The sequence below is a fragment of the Brevibacillus sp. NPDC003359 genome, assembly GCF_042878995.1.
Classification (GTDB): domain Bacteria; phylum Bacillota; class Bacilli; order Brevibacillales; family Brevibacillaceae; genus Brevibacillus.
The window spans coordinates 374871-391965 of sequence record NZ_JBIAOR010000002.1; the positions used below are offsets into that span (position 1 = coordinate 374871).

Below are 17095 nucleotides of genomic sequence, written 5' to 3' on the forward strand. Positions count from 1 at the left end.
AGACCTAAATGCACGGGAACAGGGCCTTCTCGGTCTCGAACAAGAGCTTGAGACGAAAGAACAAGACCTAACAATCCTCGAACAAGGGCTTAAAGTGCGAGGGCAAGACCTTCTCTCTCAGACGCAATACCTTCAAGCGCGAGAGCAGGACCTTTACTCTCTTGAGCAAGAGTTGCAAGCGCGAGTGCAAGAACTCCTCTCACAAAATCATAACCTCCAGACGAAAGAACAGGATCTGCTCGCTTTCGAGAAAGGGCTACAGGCGCGAGATCAAGTACTTCTCTCGCAGACACGAGAGCTACAAGCACGGGAAGAAGAACTTAACGATTATGACCAAGATCTGCAGGCGCAAGGAAAAGAGCTACAGGCTCACACGCAGTCATTGCAGGTTCAAGAACAAGAGCTCAAGACCCAAGAACAGGAGCTTCGTGATTGGGAGCAAGCCAACCTCTTTCAGAAGGATGCGCTAATGGCTCAGAGCCAGGAGTTGCAGGTTCAAGAACAAGGACTTCAATCCCGAGAGCAAGCGCTACAGGTTCGCGGACAGGAGCTTCTCTCTCATGAGCAGGAAATCCACTCCCACGAGCAAGAGTTACTCACGATGAAGCAAGATATGAACGCGCGAGATCAAGAGCTACAGAACCAAGAACAGGAGCTGCAGGCTCAAGAGCATATCCTATACACTCGTGAACAGGAGTTGCTTACTCGGGAGCAAGAACTAAACACATTGGAACAGGCGCTACTCTCTCAGGAGCAAGAGATCCAGGTACAGAGCCAAGATTTGCAAGCCCGGGAGCAGGAGCTACAAGTGCAGAATCAAGATTTTTACACCCGAGAGCAAGAACTAGAAGCCACCCGCCATGAGATGTTGCAAAAAGCAACAGATCTCGATCAAAGCTGGACAGCAAAGCATGAAGAGATTTCTCACCAATTAACTGAAGCTCTTCTTGAGCTGGAAGCAGTACGGTTGACGAAAAATCAACTCATCGCTGACTATAAAAAGCTGGCCGAATCTCATTCACTGCATGAGCAAGAATTGCAGCAAAGCCTACAAAAACGCGACGAAGAAATACAACGAACACAAAGCACCGTTAAGAATCTCCAGTCGGAGTTAAAAGAAACACTACAGCAAGTAGCGAAGGAGCAGGATCGTAATAAAGCTGTTCAGCAACAGCTTAAGGAAGCCGATGAAAAGCTCGCGAACCTCTCTCTCCAAAAAAATAAATGGAACGAAGTCCTGGAGAAAACAACCCAAAAATATGACATCTTGTTAACGGAAAAAGAAAAAGCCATTGAAGAGTTTACATCCCAGGAGCAAGTGTTGAAGAAGATGATAACTGGACTCAAAAACGTGGTGAAAGAACTCCAGAACAATGAAGAAAAATACAAGCAAATCATTAAAGAATTCACTCAAAAAGAAGCTCGAACGAATAAAGCATTCAGTCAATTCCAGCAAAATCCCCACTTTCAACCAAACACACGATTCCAGCCAAACACCCACTTCCAACCAAATACCCAATTCATGCCAAGCTCCGATCCCTCCAGTCAGCAATTATCTTCCACACCAGTAAAAATGCAGATGCCCTACCCCCCAAATGTCAACGCCTTCAACCCGTTTCGCTGAAAAAGTGAAAATGTGCGAGAGCCGTTACCATGTGAATCTATCCTGAATACAACATAATACAGTCCAGAAAGGGAGGAAAAACCATGACACCTGAACAAATGCGTGCACTGTATCAACAACGTCAGCAGCATCAAGTCCATCCAGCCCAGCGTCCATCGAGAATGCCGCCATCACCATTGCCAAAATCCGGTCCGGTTCACAGAGTCCAACCGTCCGTCCAGACTAGAACAAGTGGAGGTTGCTGCGGCAGGCGTTGGCAGGGCTAATCTTATAGAAACCCCCTTTTCCATGACCCGTGCAGTCTGGGATGAAATCATCCGAGATTCCTTGGGGAAGAGGCCAAATGAAACGTGCGGATTGCTTTCCGGTAGAAATGGGAGTGCACAGACGGTTTGGCGTATGGAAAATTTATTGAAAAGCCCGGTCGCCTTTGCTATGGACCCAAAGCAGATTCAACAGGTTTTCCACAAAATGGCGTTGCGCGGGGAGCATTTGGTCGGGATCTATCACTCCCATCCTACTGCACCCCCCATTCCGTCACTTGAAGATATTGCTTACTGTCATTACCCGGAGGCCGCGTATCTCATCGTATCGCTCGCGTCTCCCCAACCAGTTCTCGGCTGTTTTCGAATCGAGGGGGCTTATGCTCGGGTGCTTCCTTATTCAGTCCGTAACGAATAGTCGAATTCACCCAAAACAAAAGAACAGTGGGAATTTACTCCCGCTGTTCTTTCTGTTTTGAGGGATAGCCATGTTCCAATGGGCTGGTCAGTAACAACTCTCTTTTCTCCCAGCTGACAAAATCATCTTCCCACTTTACCTGGAAGCGGTCCTCCTCAATATGAACAACGACTCCCTTTGCGCCATCCTTTACGTATACGACCAGATCGCCTACTTGTATCACCGCTCATCGCCGCCCATTACCCGAGTCTGAAGATGATTCCGTGTCCACCCTTCGGATACACCCATTTGATATTTTCGTACGGACAACCAATGCGGCAGCTCCCACACTCGTGACACCCTTCGTAACCGACGTGCATCCGCACTTCTTCCCATTTGTATACTTCCGCAGGACAAAAGATCGTACAGAGCTTCTCAGGGCATTGCGTCGCACAAACATCTGCGGAGAGTACATGCAGATGTGACTCCGTATCCGCTTTGAAGCGCACAAGGTACTGTTTCTCCTCGATTGACTGACCCTTCGGTAGATCCTGCATCACTTCATCACCCTCCACGCATTCATCAAGTCACGCGCCATTTTCCACTTGTCCTTCGCAGAGCCGAGATCGTTCCAGATTTTTTTCTGCTTGCTCCATTTCGAGCTGCCATCAACCGTAAACATCTGACTCGCCGCTTTGTTCATCATCGGAATATACTGTTCGAAATACTGCGGGAATTTTTCAAAATGATGCGTTGCGTCCTTATACTTTTTCAAATCTTGACCGACAAAGCTGTTCAACAGATTGATTCGGTATCCGTCGAGCATTTTTTCGGAATAGTCCCCCACCTCTTTTGCCGCGAGGATCGTTTCCGCCGCCATGACACCAGATGCCATTGCCATATTCGATCCCTCTCGATGGATCGCATTGACGAGCTGGGCAGCATCGCCTACGACTAGTACACCATTGCCGACAACTTTTGGAATGGAACGATATCCACCCTCGGGAATCAGGTGCGCCAAGTATTCCTGCTGCTCACAGCCTTGGATATACGGTCGAATCATCGGGTGATTCTTCACATAGTCCAACAACTCATACGGCTTGATCTTGTTTTTGATCAGACCCGACAGCATTGTCCCTACGCCAATATTCAAGCTGTCCTTATTCGTATACAACCAAGCCGTCCCCAAAATCCCTTTGGTCGAATCCCCGAATATTTCAATCGTACACCCGTGATCGCCCTCCAAGTTAAAGCGATCCTCGATTATTTTGCGATCCAGCTTCAGTACTTCCATGACAGCGAGCGCTACTTCATCTGGGCGAAACTCTTTGTGGAAACCTAACGATTTTGCCAGCAAGGAGTTGACGCCGTCTGCTAGAACGACAACATCTGCGTATAGATCTCCATCCGGTCGATCTGTTTTTACACCGACTACCTTTCCATTTTCCACAATGCACTGCAAAGCAACTGTCTCATTGAGCAAAAGCGCTCCCTGCTGCACGGCTTTATCTGCAAACCACTGGTCAAATTTTGCCCGCAGCACCGTGAAATTGTTATAGGGTTCCTGGGCCCACTCCATGCCCTTATAGCTGAAATTAATGGCTGATTCCTTATCGAGCATCATGAACCGCTGCTCGACTATCGGCCGTTCAACAGGCGCCTCTTTGTAAAATTCGGGGATGATGTCTTCCAACGTTTTGCGATACAAAACACCTCCCATGACATTTTTGGAACCCGGATATTCTCCGCGCTCCATCAACAGTACATTTACACCCGCTTTGGCAAGCGTATAAGCACAAGCGGTTCCAGCCGGACCTGCTCCGACAATAATCACATCAAATTTCTCAGCCATACGTTACCTCCTTGTCCGGCTCCTTTTGGAATGCTTCAATGAGCAATGGCACAATTTCAAAAGCATCACCGACAATACCGTAGTGACAAGACTGGAAGATGAGTGCATTCGGGTCTTTATTGATGGCAATGATCAATCCCGAGTTGCGCATGCCGACCAAATGCTGGATAGCTCCCGATATGCCGATAGCAAAGTAAATTTTGGGCGTGACAGTCACTCCCGTCTGTCCTACCTGATGTTCATGATCGATCCATCCTGCTTCCACCGCATCTCTGCTGGCCCCGACGGTTGCCCCTATTCGCTCTGCGAAGCGATGAATGAGCGCAAAGCCGTCCTTGTTTCCGAGTCCCTTTCCACCAGCGACGATCACATCAGCCTCATCCAGCCGCACCTTTTCCTTCGTCTCCCGGACGATTTTCAGTACTTTTGTGCGAATGTCTTCTTCACGCAGCTCCATGATTTCTTCGATGATCTCTCCTGTACGTGACTCCTCTGGCTCAAGAGCTTTCATGACTTTTGGGCGCACGGTCGCCATTTGCGGTCGATGTTTTTTGCACAAAATAGTCGCCATGATGTTGCCGCCAAACGCCGGACGGCTTGCCTCCAATAAACCTGTCTCCGCGTTCACATCGAGCATGGTAGTATCCGCGGTCAGGCCTGTCTCCAAGTCCGTCGCGACAGCGCTCGCCAAATCTTTTCCGGTTGAAGTTGCCCCGTACAAGATGATTTCGGGCTTGTGCTTTTGGACACATTCGATGACTGCCCGCATGTAGGACTCCGTTCGGTAATTATGAAAAATCTTGTGATCGTATACATACACTTGGTCCGCACCGTATGGAAACACAGCGTGGGCCAACTCCCTGACTCCATCTCCGATTAACAAGCCAGCAAGCGGCACGCCTCGCTTGTCAGCCATTTGTCTTCCCGCCCCCAGCAGCTCGAGTGATACAGGCGCGATACGGCCGTCACTCACCTCTACATACACCCAGATGCCACGAAAATCATCTAGATTCATATCTGCTCCTCCTTCACCCGAAACATTCGCTGTTTATCGTGCAAAATTTCCATCAAGCGTGCGATCTGCTCGCTGGCACTACCTTCGAGCATTTCGCCACCCTTTGGCTTCTCTGGGGGCCAAACTTTTGCGACGATGGTAGGAGAGCCCTTCAGTCCTAACTGCGTTCGATCGATATCCCTCAAGTCATCGACGGACCAGACGACGGGATTATATCTTGCAGCTCGAAGCATGTTGGGCAGCGGAGAATAGGGCACCTCGTTAATCTCCTTCTCCACGGAAAACAAACAAGGCAAGGTCGACTGTATGACTTCATAACCATCCTCCAGCTTTCGATGCACGATGGCGTAACCTTGCTCTTTGTTTATCTCCACTACTTTTTTCACACACGTAAGCGGCGGAATATCCAATCGTCTGGCGACACCCGGTCCGACTTGTCCCGTATCACCGTCGATGGTCATCTTCCCACAAATGACAAGGTCTACTGGCTGGCTTTCTGCAATCTTCTCAATGGCTTTGGTAATCGCATAGCTGGTCGCCAATGTGTCTGCTCCGGCAAATGCACGATCCGTTACCAGATAGCCGGCGTCAGCTCCGATCTCGATACATTTCCGAATGGCCTTCACCGCTGGTGGCGGTCCCATCGTAACGACCGAGACCACACCCCCATATCGATTTTTCAACCGAACGGCTTCTTCCACCGCATGTGCGTCATACGGATTGAGAATGGCTGGCGCACTGGCGCGGTCCATCGTATTTGTCTTCGGATTCATCTTGATGATTTTGGTGTCCGGCACTTGCTTAATGCAAGCGACAATATGCAGCATGATTAATCCCCCCTTGCTGCCGGGCGCGATTCCTATGCCTGTACAAAAGGTAGTCTTTCTTACGCGCAATTACCTCAGGCAGCTTGTCGTTCATTGTTATAGCCTATTGCGATTTAGCCGAGCTTAGACCACTAATCATAGAAACGAAAAAGACGCCAAACATCAGCTTGGCGCTGTGTGGCGTCTTTTGGCTTATGGATTAATCTTTGTCAATGGAGAACTCAACCGAAGCCTCCGTGAACTTTTTGTCTACTTTTTTCAGCTTGATTTGCAAGCCGATTTGCTGCAGGATTTTTCCGACTTCCGGTACTTCCGGCATCGAGTAGTCCTCACTGTCGTCAAACTCCTTAACGCCTTTTAACGGCTCGTATTGCATCGTTCCAAAAATGTAATCCAGATCCATTCCAGATGTTTTGTTAGGACTAAACGCAGCATCGTTCACCTGATAACGGGAGTCTGCAATTGCCTTTTTGTTACCCTCATCATTGTTCCAGTAACGTACTTCCTGATGGGCATCTACTACACCGAGCAAGCCGTAGCCTGGATGCTGGCTCGTATTGTTGTCACGGGTTCTTTCGAAGCGACCATCAAAGTACCAGATCACCATACCTGGATCATACGTGAAGAAGGAGTCGTTGCGGCGGAAGTACTTCAGTCCAGCGTCAATTCCTTCGTGAGAGCGCAGCTCAACCAGGTAGTACGCATCGTACATTTTACCTTTTCCATCGAAGTGGACGAAGCCATCCAATTTGAACTTCTTCTCACCCTCTGCATCATCCGCGAAGATGACTTGTCCATCTGCCTCTACTTCAAAGTTATCGAGATAGAAGCCGTCCAACACGTAAGCAGTGTCAGTCACATAGTTAAACTCGACTTGCACTTTTTTACCGACAAACTCATTCAGGCTGATTTCTTCTTTGTCCCAGCCTTTTGTTACATCATCGAATTTCTGCACTTCTTTTTTCTCACCTGTATCCGCATCGATCACATTGACGTTCAGGTAGTCATAACCTTCCTCAATGCTTCTCCACGAATCGAATTTCATCGTTGCGGAGCTAACCCCAGTCAAATCGATCACATCGGAAGTCATTTTGGTGTTCAGTTTGTTGCCTTCATCCGAGAAGTATGCGTATCCACCATCTTTTGGCTCAACCGGCGGTTTCTTTTCAACTTTCGGCATATTCAGCTTAACGACTTTTCCGCTTTTCTCGGTGCTGCTCGCATCAATGAGCGGAACTGTTCTCTTGCGTTTTTCTACATCCTTGTAGTCCAGAACAGTCGGAGCAATCCAGTTGCCGCCAAACATTTGTTGCAGAACCATTTTGGACCAAGGATCAAGGCCTGTCGGTTCCGTTTGGAAGACTTTACCTGTATGGCTACCGGACGACATGAGGGACCAAGCGCCTACTGGCGAATCTTTTCCGGCTCTTGACGTGTCATACAAGTCTGGCAAACCGAGATTGTGTCCGTATTCGTGAGTGAATACACCTGGTGCGCCATCTTCAGGTTGGATCATGTAATCAAACGCTTTGAGGCTTGTGCCTGGAATATCCACTGGTTTTTTCAAGGTCCAACGGTGAGACCAGATCGCATCTGGATCTTCCCCTGTCTCTTCTCCAATCCCTGCATGAACGAGCATGAGGTTGTCCAGATTGCCATCCGGCTCCATCAGGTCACCATCGCCATCAAAGTCATAGGGATCGCGTTGATCGTACAATTCCTCTTTCCCAGCAATGGATTCCCCAACTGCCGCAAGCGTCTCGATTACCAGATCGCGCGGATTGGAATCGTCACCGGCCTTGGAGTTTTCTCCATAATACTTGTAGCCATTCTCTGCCATTTGCCACGGCGTTACCACACCATCAACTGTCCACGATCTTCCCGATTGCAGATAGAAGTATTTCGACATTGTTGTCATGCTGATTCCTTCAGGAGTTTCGTACCCCTTCTGATCAAACAGCATCTCTTTATAATGCTTTTCGTTGAAGTCTTCCGTCCAAAGCGAGTCACTCACTTTTGGTAATTGGTTATGCTCCCGATCTGGAAACTCAATAAGAGCAACAACGATGTTATCGGTATGTAGACGTTTGGAAGAACGCAATTCATCGCCGTCCTCCATCTCAGCCACTTTTTGCACAGCCTCAGCCAAAGCTGCCTGCTGACCTCTGCTCGCTTCCTTACCGTAAGAACTGGATTCGTCAATGCCGTGCGGTACTTTTTTGTCTTCCAAGTACTCGAGCAGCGCCTCGTCAATCTCTTCCTGATCAGCGTCTTCATCAATGATTCCCTGCTCGATTAACCCTTTAATCAGTCGCTCCAGGTTAACAGTGGACAAGTCTACATGCAGATCATGCTTGTCCTCTTTTGATTTGGCCAAACCAGCTGTAGGTGCAGCCACGAAAGTACTGAGCACGAGTGAGGAGGAAAATAAAACGGATAAGAGCTTCTTGCCTTTCTTCACTACGGTTCACCCTCTTTTTCTATCTATTTGTGATGCATCGGAATAATCAAACCCCCAGTTCCGACTATTCTTAATTATTACGCGATACGTAATCTTTGCCAAATTTTTTCCTTCGACAAAAAAACCTTCCCGTTCAAAAGAAATTGCTCAATAAGGCTATCGACCTACTTGCAACAAGTGCCGAATTTTCGGCTGATCATTTATGCATAGGGTCTCTATTTGATATATGCTTGGTGTGTCTACCGTCTAAAGACCTACAAAAAATATTGCGAATTTTGTCGAAAAAACTCGATATTTTTCGGTAAATGATTCCTTTCGTCTCCTCCTCTTCCTTGCAAAACAACTCGATTATCGGTACGATCAAATAAAAATGCTCGTGTTTTCCCATGGAGGATTTTAATGCTGCAAACATTTGGTTTTTCTCTGTATGAGAGTAAAGTTTATGAAGCGTTGGCGTCTAGCGGTGAGCCTCTCGATGCGGCAATGGTCGTGAAGCATTCGGGGGTGCCGAAGGCGAAAATTTACGAAGTGTTGAATCGTCTGGTCGAGAAGGGGATGGTCCTTGACACCGTATCGGAAAAGAAAAAGCGGTATACAGCCCTTCCTCTGGACAGCCTGGTAGAAAAGCTGACCCGACAATTTCAAACGGACGTCAAAAACTTGACCAGCTCGCTTTCTCATAAAACCGTACGCGATGACAGGGTCTGGAGCTTGAAGGTTGACGAATCGATACGCGCGGAATGCAAACAATTGATCCAACGAGCAACACGGTCTATTCGCATCTCTGCCTGGTCCGATGATTTTTTGGAGTATGTACCTCTACTGGAGATGAAAGAAAAGGAAGGGGTGGAGATCGAAGCCTTGGTGATCGGGCAGATTAACACCAAGCTTTCCTGTGTTCATTCCTTTATCCCTGTGCAAGAGCATCAAGGATTGGAGCGCTATCAGCTAATCGTAGCAGATCAAGATGAAATGATTTTTGCAGGAGAGGAAGACACGGGCTGGCATGCGATCAAGACACGCGGTCAACCGTTCGTCAAATTTTTTGCCGATTCTTTTTACCATGATGTCGCGCTGACAAAAATCACCCAAAAATATGTGGATCAACTTTTTGACGATGAAGAAATCCGCAAGATGATCATCCGTCTCCGTTACTGACAATACCTGGACTTTGGCTTTTGGCCAGAGTCTTTTCTATTTATATGGAGAAATTTCTAGTTGCACACGACAAAAAAGGTTACTATTATGGTAGTAACCTTTTCACTTGAGAGGAGCTATTGTTTTGAATCCACGTGTCTTCATCCTAGCGATTGCTACCTTTGTCGTAGGTACGGTGGAATTGATTATCGGTGGTACCCTCGATCTGATTGCTCGTGATCTTCAGGTATCGATTAGCGCTGCCGGACAATTAATCACCATTTTCTCGCTTGCATTTGCTGTTGCCGCTCCTCTACTCCTGCATGTTACGCGGCGTGTTGAGCGCAAAAAGCTATACTTGTATGCCTTAGCCGCCTTTTTCTTGAGTAATGTGCTCGCAGCACTTAGTCCGAGCTACGCTGTATTAATGACGGCGCGCATCTTGAGCGCAGCAAGCAGTTCCATCCTGATTGTAATGTCGATTACCATTGCGACGAATCTTGTGGAACCTGCCTATCGCGGTCGTGCCATCGGCGTTATTTTCATGGGGATTAGCGGTTCACTCGTTCTCGGCGTCCCTGTCGGACTGGCTCTGGGCAATGCCTTCGGATGGCGTGCCCCGTTTTGGCTGATTGCGGCTCTTAGTGTCGTTGCGATGATTTTTATCTTCATGTTTTTGCCAAAAGTTCAAACTGCACCGCCGATTCCGTTGCGTGATCAAATCACTACCCTCCGTAGCGGCAAGCTATTCAGCGCATTGTTTATCGTCTTGTTAATGCTGACAGGTCACTTGACGCTGTATGCATACTTTACTCCTTATCTGCAAACGACGATGAATGTGGCCGGAACGACATTGAGCTGGATTTATCTCTTGTTCGGGATTGCTGCCGTTGCAGGCGGTGGTATTGGCGGTTGGATTTCAGACAAATGGGGAGCAACCAAGAGCATCCTGTTCATTATTCCGGTGTTTGGCTTGATCATGTGTATCTTGCCGTTTTTTACAGGTTCGCTGTATTTGTTCTTGCCCATCATGGTCATTTGGAGTGCGCTTAGCTGGGCTATCTCGCCAGCACAGCAAAACTATTTGATCTCCTGCTCACCTGCTACCGCAGACATTCAATTAAGCTTGAACACTTCTGCCCAGCATTTAGGTATCGCCCTTGGTTCTCTGGCTGGCGGTCTCGTCGTCGAACGGTCATCCGTTATCTACACGCCTTGGGTTGGAGCAGTGTTCGTCCTGCTTTCGTTCGGTTTTGCTTTCTACTCGATCTCACGTCCATTTCAAGCTCAGGATAGCCAAATCGCACAGCCAGTGCCAGGCAAAAATGCATAGCGAATTGCAAAAGCAAAAAGCCGTCAATGAATTGACGGCTTTTCTTTTCTTCCTAGAATGTTTTCGTTACTAGCCTATTTCACAGGCAACCGGACGGTAAATCTCGTGATTCCCCGCTCGGACCAAACCTCAATTTTCCCCTTGTACTTGTGAACGACTGCGTCTACGATCGTCAGACCCGTTCCGCGCGCGCCGCATTTTTTCTCTGTTTTCGTTGTAAATCCATTCTCGAAAATGCGCGCACGTTGTTCTGGCGTTATTTCCGGTCCTGTATTTTCAACGCGGAAAACAACCTGTTCTTCATCACAGCAAAAATAAATGCTGATTCGCTTTTCCCCATCCGCTAGATCAGCCGCTTCAATCGCATTATCAATAAGATTCGATAAAATTTTGATCAGATCAATGGATGGAATGCTATCGAGTGGATCAGAACATTCTTCAAATTGCATCACGATTTGTTTGGATTTAGCCTGCTCCCATTTGGTGTGAAGCAATACCATTAAGGCAGGGTTCGCAAACCTCACGGTGAGGTCCAGAAGCTTGGTTTCTTTCAGCAACGACTGCACGTAATCCCGTGCTTTTGGATAATATCCGCATTCGATCAAACCATAGAGCACTTGCATGTGATTGACGAAATCATGGCGTATGGAGCGCATCGAACAAATGACGGAGCGCAATTCATCCTGATAGGTTTCTTCCGTTTCGCCAACTGCTGCCTTGATAGCGCGTTGGTACCAGCGTTCCATGCAAAGAACCAGGAAGATCAGTACGACGACAAACAAACCTTGAATCGCAAAAACAGGAATGCTACTACGAACGACATCATTTCCAATGTCCTCGATGATGGCTACGTCCGTATCTACTCCGATGATTCCGATGATTCTTCCTTCTCTATCTCTAAGCGGCGCGCCAGCAGACATGTAGACCCCGTAATCTGGATCCCTGATAATCTCTGAGTAGTACGTTGATGATCCTTCGTAAATCATTTGAATGTGCTTAGAAGATAGAACAATAGGCATACCGATATCAAAATTTTGCTTCGCATTTGGAGGCCTTGCGACGATCATCGCGCGACCACTCTGCCTGTCTTCATTGACTTGAATCGTGTATAAATACAGCAGACCGAACTGCTCACGCGCTTGATTCAATTGCTGTTCGATTCGTTTATAGGCGGGCGTCTCTTTTACCGGATTTCGTAAAAACTCCTGATACGCGTCAACATCTAGACTGTCTGCTACTGTAGAAGCAGCTTTCATGCTTTGATTCGCAATGGAGAGTCGGACGGATTGAATCGTATTGAAATAGGAAATCGCGATGCTTACACAAGTCAAGATCAAAACAAGGATGCCAGAAATGAGCATAATGAGTAGTACTCTAGGATTTTTTGGTTGTGTTGGACTCGTCATAATCTCCTCAATCCATCTGTTCAAAAAGTAGTCTTTTGATTACGCAGTTGTACTAAAAACACGACTTTTTGAACATGTCTCTCTAATATTCTAGAGATTTCTACTGGAAATGTCTACATAATATGAATTTAGCTTCATTATAGTTCTCGAAATCATACATTGAATTATGATTCGGAATATTTTTATAATAAGACGAATACGAAATACCAATCTCTTTCCCTAGGAAAAAGGAGTGGGTTCGATGGAAGAAAAATGGTTTGCCCGACTGCAGGAGATTTATCCAGAGCTTGTTTCATTCAGACGTGATTTGCATATGTATCCCGAGCTTTCCTTTCAGGAGGAAAACACAGCGAAGAAAGTTGCGGACAAGCTGGCTTCTTTTGGTATAGAAGTACAAACCGGTGTCGGCGGCATGGGAGTTGTCGGTCTCTTGAGGGGTGGAAAGCCAGGAAAAACAGTGGCGTTGCGTGCTGACTTCGATGCCTTGCCCATTCAAGATGAAAAAGAAGTACCGTATAAGTCTCGCATTCCTGGCGTCATGCACGCGTGCGGTCACGATATACATACCTCCGGACTTTTGGGAGTCGCGCAAGTGTTGAGTGAGTTTCGCGACGAGCTCCCAGGAAATGTGGTATTCCTACATCAATTCGCGGAAGAACTGCCACCTGGTGGCGCCAAAGCCATGGTGGAGGCGGGTTGCCTCGAGGGAGTCGATGTTGTGTATGGCGCGCACGTCGCCTCAGAGCTTCCCGTAGGCACTGTCGGGATCGGTCATGGCTACATTACGGCAGCAGCAGACAGCTTCGAGATCGTTCTGTACGGAAAAGGCGGTCACGGCGCTTATCCTCATACCTCTATTGATCCAATCGTATTGGGTAGTCAGGTTGTCATGAATTTGCAGCAGATTGCCAGCCGTCAGGTAGATCCGCTGAAACAAGTTGTCCTGTCTGTTTGCTCCTTCGTGGGCGGGGGCGAAGCGTTCAACGTCATTCCTGATCTAGTGAGGCTCAAAGGGACGGTCCGCACGTATGACGAGGAAGTAAGAGTCGCTGTCGAGCAATCTCTGAACCGTATCGTGGAAGCCAGCTGCCAGGCAGTCGGCGCTACTTGCGAAATCATGTACCAACGCGGCTACCCAGCTACTTGGAACGATGAGACAGAGACTCCGCTACTTGCAGTAGAAGCCAAACGTATTTTTGGTGAGGAGCGCGTACTAAAAATCCCACCAGGCATGGGCGGAGAGGATTTTGCTTACTTTGCCCAAGAGCGCCCCGCTACCTTCTTCATGGTCGGTGGACGCAACCCGGAGATCCAGGCGACGTATCCGCATCATCATCCCAAATTCGATGTCGATGAGCGCTCTATGATTCAAACTGGTCAGTTATTCATTGCAGCATTACTTGCCTATCAGGCACGTCATCAATAAGCGATCGATGTTAAAAGGCAAGGGCCTCATGCTCCTTGCCTTTTTTTGCAGCCGCCGTACTCACACCTCGTGACCGACAATCCAGTCCAGTCTTCTACTCTGGATACGGGCAGGGATCGTTTTTAGCATGAAATGACGTGCCGCGACGGCCAGTGGATTTTCCCATTGGGTAACTGCTCCCATCAAGCGGGAACCTTTCACAATCGCATTCGCCCGCTTCTTCCGTAGCTCTTCATACATACGCAAAGCATGAGCCGAGTCCTTGTCGTTTTCTGCCAAGCATCTGGCCAGCACGAGTGCGTCTTCCATTCCCTGACCCGCCCCTTGACCTAGGTTCGGCAGCATCGGATGTGCTGCATCGCCTACTAATGTAACCCGGCCCTCACTCCATCTCTTGAGTGGTGTACGGTCGTAAATATCATGCCGCAAGATGGCTGCATCCTCTGTTGCCTCAATCACCGCACGTACTGGCTCATACCAGCCGTCCAATCGGTGCAAAGTCTCTCGCTTCCGGCCCAGCGGCCCATCTTTTTCTCCCTCAGGTGCATTGATGGCGGCAAACCAATGAATTCGATTGTTGCCGATATGGGAAAACCCGAAGCGAATCCCCCTGCCCCATGCTTCAAAGCCTCCTCCTGATTCCAGTGGATAACGAGGGTCTTGGTAAGTAGCAATCCCGCGAATCGCCGTGTACCCAGAGTATCTCATCGACTCTTCACCGAACAGCTTCTTCCGAACACGAGAGTGTATGCCGTCCGCTCCGATCAGAATCGCCCCATGTGCACTTGACCCATCTGCAAAAACGGCTTGAACCCCTTCCTCTTCTTGCGAAAAAGAAATGAGCTGCTTGCCCAAAACAAATTCCAGCGTCGAGACTTTTGCCAATAGTGCCTGCTGTAAATCCGCGCGATGAATCAAGTAGCTGTCAGCCCCGTACCGTTCTGCTTGTTCCGCAACAGGCAGCTCGACTAACAAATTGCCCTTCCAGTCGCGAATTCGTGCGGAGCGGACAGCTGCCCCAAGCTCGCGTACTTCCTGTCCAACTCCCAGCTTATCCAATGCCTTCATGGCATTGGCAGCCAAAACGATTCCAGCACCGATGCCTTTATGCTCTTTTGCCTGCTCATAAAGCGTCACTTGCCAGCCCATTTGCTTCAAGGCAAGCGCTGATGCGAGCCCGCTCAACCCAGCCCCGATGATCACCGCGTGTTTTTCGTTGCTCATCGCCTTTTCTCCTATTAGAAAAGATTCATACTCAAATACCGCTCCCCTGTATCAGGCGCAATGCAAACGACCCGCTTTCCCACTCCCAGCCTTTTTGCAATCGTGATGGCAGCAAAGACCGCGGCACCCGATGAAGGTCCGACGAGAATCCCTTCCAACGCTGCAAGCTGCCGCATGCTTTGCAGGGCGTCTTCGTCTGCGATTTGAATGATTTCATTATAGATGCTTGTATTGAGGATTTGTGGGACAAAACCAGGGCTCGTGCCTACCAGTTTATGTGGACCAGGCTTTCCGCCTGACAGAACCGGGGAGCCTTTTGGTTCGACGACAGCGATATACAGCTCCGGGAGCTTTTCGCGCAACGCTTCGCCTGTTCCGGTAATCGTCCCACCCGTCCCAGCTGTGGCGACAAACGCATCCAGTCGACCATTCGTTTGCGAATAAATTTCCTCAGCCGTCGTCGTTCGATGAATGTCCGGGTTGGCCTGATTCTCAAATTGCTGAGGAATAAAGCTGCGTGGAATCTCTTTTTGCAGCTCCTGCGCTTTGGCAATCGCCCCCGGCATCCTCAGCTCGCTCGGTGTCAAAACAACCTCTGCCCCATACGCTTTCAAAATATTGATCCGTTCCTTCGACATATTGTCAGGCATGACCAAAATCGCCCGATAGCCTTTTGCTGCGGCATTCATCGCCAAGCCGATTCCGGTATTGCCGCTCGTCGGCTCTATGATCGTATCCCCCGGTTGGATCAGTCCCGCTTGCTCAGCCGTCAAAATCAGATTGTAGGCAGCGCGGTCCTTCACACTCCCGGACGGATTGAATTTCTCCAGCTTCACAAAAACTTCTGCTGCTCCTTCAGGAACCATGCGCCTCAGTCGAACAATCGGCGTATTTCCAATCAATTCGGTAATGTTCTGGTAGACGCTCATCGTACTCCTCCTGGAAAATTTGCCTTAATGAATATTTCTTAGTAATACTATAAGAATAATATAATTTTTCCGACCTGAAAACGATAAGGGTGCTCAAATGGGAAAAAGCTCCCGAATGAGAGCCTTGTTCCTGTCTAAAAACCATACTTTGCTTTTGTCTGATTCAGTACATCCGCTGCTTGTTGATACAGACTGTTCGCCGATGCTTTCACTTTTGCTTGCCCGCTTTTGTCCACCGAGCCTTGGCGCTGTTTCGCCTGCGCGATGGAATCAGTCGCCGTCCTTACTGCCGCATTGATCGCTTTTTCCCGCTTCTCGGCATCCTGCACGCTCGCTTTGACTTCCGCCCATATCGTTTGGATATCCTTCATGTCGGTCTCCATGATAGCGATCATTTCCTGCATGTTTTTATTTTTATCCTGGATCGAGCCATCCATCGTGTTCATCCCATCGACCAACACCTTCATACTGCCCAGCGTTCCTTGCATGACCTCATATTCCATTTTGCTTAAGCCTGGCTGCTTCGAATAAGTACGAATCTCCTCCAAAAGCCTTTGCAGCTCCGCTATTTGATCGTTTGAAAACTGCGCTTCATCCGTAAATTGCAGCTCGTCCAAATACTTTGCCGTTTCAATCAGGTCAGCCTCTAGCTTCCCTGTCTGTTCGACTTTTTTGGCGAAGTCGACACGCGCTGCTTCTTTGACTCTTTGTTCTGCTACTTCTTTCTTTTTGACTTCCGCTTCCTCGTTGGTCCGCTTGGTTAATGTCGCCAATTTACTTTCATACGCGCTTTTGTTTGTGGCAACCAGACTTGTCGATCCCTTATTCTCTTCCATAAGCAGCCCGTCAAATTGGAGCTCATCACCCTTCACTGTGCCCATGATATCCTGACCAGTTGCCGGATTTTTGAGGATCAGCTGCTGACCATCCAGCGTTCCCTCTAGTAAGATCGACTCGGTTTTCAGAACAGGGATGCTGTCTTCTGCTTCGACGATGGAATCCGTCATTTCAACGTTTACTTTCTCGTTATTCACCGTGACACTCGTGTAGAGCATGCGTGTATCGTCTTCGTACAAATACCCTTCCGCCAGTGTCACAGGACCAAAGAAACGATAGCCTGCGTATCCCAGCAATGCGACGATGACCAGAGCCATGACGATCATGATGCTTTTGTTTTTTCCCTTCATGCTGCGACCCCTTT

At 48.4% G+C, this 17095-nt stretch carries 15 protein-coding genes and 1 pseudogene; 6 read left to right on the forward strand and 10 right to left on the reverse strand.

What is annotated here, in order from left to right; translation table 11 throughout:
* From ACFYU8_RS11270 to ACFYU8_RS11280, 3 genes and pseudogenes are all read left to right on the forward strand, one after another.
* Positions 1-1624: pseudogene (locus ACFYU8_RS11270) on the forward strand (hypothetical protein); the annotation flags it as partial.
* Between the two features lie 83 nt (positions 1625-1707).
* Positions 1708-1890, forward strand: a complete 183-nt coding sequence (locus ACFYU8_RS11275; RefSeq protein ID WP_390298304.1) for a hypothetical protein — start codon at positions 1708-1710, stop codon at positions 1888-1890.
* 22 nt (positions 1891-1912) lie between these two features.
* Positions 1913-2305: a M67 family metallopeptidase gene (locus tag ACFYU8_RS11280; RefSeq protein ID WP_390298307.1), complete on the forward strand. Its 393-nt coding sequence runs from the start codon at positions 1913-1915 to the stop codon at positions 2303-2305.
* 34 nt (positions 2306-2339) lie between these two features.
* Here ACFYU8_RS11280 and ACFYU8_RS11285 read toward each other — a convergent pair whose 3' ends face one another.
* The 6 genes from ACFYU8_RS11285 to ACFYU8_RS11310 form a co-directional block, all read right to left on the reverse strand.
* Entirely contained in the window at positions 2340-2528 is a 189-nt protein-coding gene (locus ACFYU8_RS11285; RefSeq protein WP_390298310.1) for a hypothetical protein, read from the reverse strand.
* 16 nt (positions 2529-2544) lie between these two features.
* Positions 2545-2841 carry a ferredoxin family protein gene (locus ACFYU8_RS11290; RefSeq protein WP_144619587.1) on the reverse strand — a complete coding sequence of 99 codons (297 nt, stop codon included), beginning with the start codon at positions 2839-2841 and terminating at the stop codon, positions 2545-2547.
* Positions 2841-4136: an FAD-dependent oxidoreductase gene (locus tag ACFYU8_RS11295; RefSeq protein ID WP_390298313.1), complete on the reverse strand. Its 1296-nt coding sequence runs from the start codon at positions 4134-4136 to the stop codon at positions 2841-2843. The genes ACFYU8_RS11290 and ACFYU8_RS11295 overlap by 1 nt, the downstream gene beginning before the upstream one ends.
* Positions 4129-5151: an electron transfer flavoprotein subunit alpha/FixB family protein gene (locus ACFYU8_RS11300; RefSeq protein ID WP_390298316.1), complete on the reverse strand. Its 1023-nt coding sequence runs from the start codon at positions 5149-5151 to the stop codon at positions 4129-4131. Before ACFYU8_RS11300 ends, ACFYU8_RS11295 begins: the two co-directional genes overlap by 8 nt.
* The gene (locus ACFYU8_RS11305; protein ID WP_390298319.1) at positions 5148-5978 is read right to left on the reverse strand and encodes an electron transfer flavoprotein subunit beta/FixA family protein; all 831 of its coding nucleotides are present in this window, start codon (positions 5976-5978) and stop codon (positions 5148-5150) included. Before ACFYU8_RS11305 ends, ACFYU8_RS11300 begins: the two co-directional genes overlap by 4 nt.
* Positions 5979-6177: 199 nt before the next feature.
* Positions 6178-8439, reverse strand: coding sequence for an immune inhibitor A domain-containing protein (locus tag ACFYU8_RS11310; RefSeq protein WP_390298322.1), 2262 nt, complete (start codon positions 8437-8439; stop codon positions 6178-6180).
* 399 nt (positions 8440-8838) lie between these two features.
* On the opposite strand from ACFYU8_RS11310, the gene ACFYU8_RS11315 reads away from it, so the two are divergent.
* Both ACFYU8_RS11315 and ACFYU8_RS11320 read left to right on the forward strand, forming a co-directional pair.
* Positions 8839-9597, forward strand: coding sequence for a TrmB family transcriptional regulator (locus ACFYU8_RS11315; RefSeq protein ID WP_390298325.1), 759 nt, complete (start codon positions 8839-8841; stop codon positions 9595-9597).
* A gap of 124 nt (positions 9598-9721) precedes the next feature.
* Positions 9722-10909 carry an MFS transporter gene (locus tag ACFYU8_RS11320; RefSeq protein WP_390298328.1) on the forward strand — a complete coding sequence of 396 codons (1188 nt, stop codon included), beginning with the start codon at positions 9722-9724 and terminating at the stop codon, positions 10907-10909.
* Positions 10910-10983: 74 nt separating this feature from the next.
* Here ACFYU8_RS11320 and ACFYU8_RS11325 read toward each other — a convergent pair whose 3' ends face one another.
* Positions 10984-12315 (reverse strand): ATP-binding protein, encoded by a 1332-nt coding sequence (locus ACFYU8_RS11325; RefSeq protein ID WP_390298331.1) that lies wholly within the window; start codon positions 12313-12315, stop codon positions 10984-10986.
* Between the two features lie 241 nt (positions 12316-12556).
* On the opposite strand from ACFYU8_RS11325, the gene ACFYU8_RS11330 reads away from it, so the two are divergent.
* Entirely contained in the window at positions 12557-13741 is a 1185-nt protein-coding gene (locus ACFYU8_RS11330; protein ID WP_390298334.1) for an amidohydrolase, read from the forward strand.
* 60 nt (positions 13742-13801) lie between these two features.
* On the opposite strand, the gene ACFYU8_RS11335 is transcribed toward ACFYU8_RS11330, so the two are convergent.
* The 3 genes from ACFYU8_RS11335 to ACFYU8_RS11345 form a co-directional block, all read right to left on the reverse strand.
* Positions 13802-14965 (reverse strand): FAD-dependent monooxygenase, encoded by a 1164-nt coding sequence (locus ACFYU8_RS11335; protein ID WP_390298337.1) that lies wholly within the window; start codon positions 14963-14965, stop codon positions 13802-13804.
* 14 nt (positions 14966-14979) lie between these two features.
* Positions 14980-15894: a cysteine synthase A gene (gene cysK, locus ACFYU8_RS11340; protein WP_390298340.1), complete on the reverse strand. Its 915-nt coding sequence runs from the start codon at positions 15892-15894 to the stop codon at positions 14980-14982.
* A gap of 134 nt (positions 15895-16028) precedes the next feature.
* Positions 16029-17081 carry a hypothetical protein gene (locus ACFYU8_RS11345; RefSeq protein ID WP_390298343.1) on the reverse strand — a complete coding sequence of 351 codons (1053 nt, stop codon included), beginning with the start codon at positions 17079-17081 and terminating at the stop codon, positions 16029-16031.
* Positions 17082-17095 lie beyond the last annotated feature (14 nt).